Below are 2,179 nucleotides of genomic sequence, written 5' to 3'. Positions count from 1 at the left end.
CTCCGCGGCACCGCAGACTCCCGCGCAACAGACAACCGTGCCGCAAGCGGCTGTGCCGCAGACTCCTGTGCCGCATACTCCCGGGCACTCGCACCCCACGCAGCAACTCGCTCCGCAGCTGACACCGTACGCGGCGCAGGCGCCGTACACGCCGCCGACCGCCTCCGCCTATGGAACGGGTGCGTTCGGTCAGCCGACAGCGGCGTATGCGACGGCTCCGGCGCCGACCTTAGCGCCGGATGGCGACGCGCACGCGACGGGGTCCGGTGTCAAGGTGGGTGCGGGCAAGATCGTGGGCATCATGGTCGCAGCTGCCCTCGTCGGCGGTGCGGCGGGTCTCGGCGGCGCCGCTGCGGGCACGTCGTTCTTCGCACAGCCGCAGGCGGTCGTGACGACCACACCGGGTGCGGTGACCGTCAACAACACCGACTCGGTGAATCAGACGACGGCGATCGCGGCCAAGGTTGTTCCGAGCGTCGTGACGATCTCCGCCACGGCGAACTCGTCGGGCGGCACCGGTTCGGGGGTCATCCTGACCGAGGACGGCTACGTCGTCACCAACACGCACGTGGTGACCCTGGACGGCCAGACCGCCGACGCCAAGCTCACCGTCACCGCATCCGATGGCAAGGTGTACGCGGCGACGATCGTCGGCACGGACCCCACCTACGACCTCGCGGTCATCAAGCTCGAGGACGCGTCGGGGCTCACACCGATCTCGTTCGGCGACTCGGGCGCGCTCAACGTCGGCGATCAGACCGTCGCCGTCGGCGCGCCCCTCGGCCTGTCGAACACTGTGACCACCGGCATCGTGAGTGCATTGAACCGATCGATCCAGATCGCCTCGTCGGCCGCTCCCGAGGGCGACAGTACGCAGCAGAGTCCGGAGGACGGCCAGGGCGACTCACCGTTCCAGTTCGACTTCGGTCAGGGTCAGCAGCAGTCGGCGCCGACGAGCACCATCTCGATCGCCGTCATCCAGACGGATGCCGCGATCAACCCGGGAAACTCCGGTGGCGCGCTCGTCAACAGTGCGGGGGAGCTCATCGGCATCAACGTCGCCATCGCCTCGACGGGCTCCAGTTCGAGCCAGGCCGGCTCGATCGGGGTCGGCTTCTCGATCCCCTCCGACATCGTGAGGCGCATCACCGACGAGCTCATCGCCGATGGCGCCGCGACGCACGGTCTGCTCGGTGCGAGCGTCATGGATGCCGCCGTCCAGGAGGGCGCGACGACCGCCGGCGCCTACATCAGCGAGGTCTCCGCGGGTGGGGCTGCGGCGAGCGCGGGCCTGCGCAAAGGCGACGTCGTGACATCGTTCAACGGCGTGCCGATCGCCGACGCGACCGACCTGACCGCCCAGGTCCGCGCCCAGGCCGCGGGTTCGAAGGCCACGATCGTGTACGTGCGCGACGGCAGGACACTCTCGGACGAGGTCACCCTCGGGGAGCTCACTCCGTAAGCCGCACACGGCGGCGGCTCGCGCCATCCGCCGGATCGCCACGATCGAGGACGTCACCCGGAGAGCCGCGCGATAGGCTCACCGGGTGGCGTCTTTCTCGTTCGGCGCCGGCAACGCCGGGAAGCTTCTGCGCATCCCGCTCTACGTGCTCGGACGGGCGGTGACGCTCGTCATCCCGCGCACACGCGATCGTTGGGTGTTCGGCTGCGCCGTCGGCGTCGCCGACGGCGCGTGGGCGCTGTGGCAGTACGCCGTCGCCGACGGTGTCCGCGCTGTCTGGCTCACCTCTGGCGCGCGTGACGAGGCCCAGGCGCGTGGCCGAGGTATCCCGTCGGTACCGAAGAACTCACTGCGGGGCTTCTGGCTCACCGCGCGCGCGGCCGTCGCCGTCATCACGCACGGGTTCGGCGATGTCAACCGCTACGCCGCGACCGGCGGTGTGATCGTCCAGCTGTGGCACGGGATCCCGCTCAAACGGATCGGCCTGGATGCCCCGGTCACGACCCAGTCGCCGCTGCCCGGAGCGCCCGTCGCCATCGGCCGGGTGCTCGCTCGACTGCTCGCCGCGCTGTACCGGAACACGCAGCGCCGCATCCGGGTCCTGCCGGCCGCGTCCCACCTCGTGCGCGGCCGACTGGAGTCGGCGTTCGGACTGCCGGACGAGCGGGTCCCGGTGACGGGGGAGCCGCGCGTCGACGTGCTCTCGCGGGGCAGGGC

Annotated in this window: 2 protein-coding genes; both read left to right on the top strand. The window is 70.7% G+C overall.

All coding sequences use genetic code 11. The features are described 5' to 3' along the window. Positions 1-37: 37 nt before the first annotated feature. Positions 38-1,462, top strand: a complete 1,425-nt coding sequence (locus tag WBP48_RS11610; RefSeq protein ID WP_424440578.1) for a S1C family serine protease — start codon at positions 38-40, stop codon at positions 1,460-1,462. A gap of 85 nt (positions 1,463-1,547) precedes the next feature. Beyond that, positions 1,548-2,179, top strand: a 632-nt coding sequence (locus WBP48_RS11605; RefSeq protein WP_424440576.1) for a CDP-glycerol glycerophosphotransferase family protein, incomplete at its 3' end; no start/stop codon positions are given.

The sequence above is a fragment of the Microbacterium sp. genome, from assembly GCF_049661145.1.
In the GTDB taxonomy this organism is placed as follows: domain Bacteria; phylum Actinomycetota; class Actinomycetes; order Actinomycetales; family Microbacteriaceae; genus Microbacterium.
This window is presented reverse-complemented; position numbering and strand designations above follow the sequence as displayed.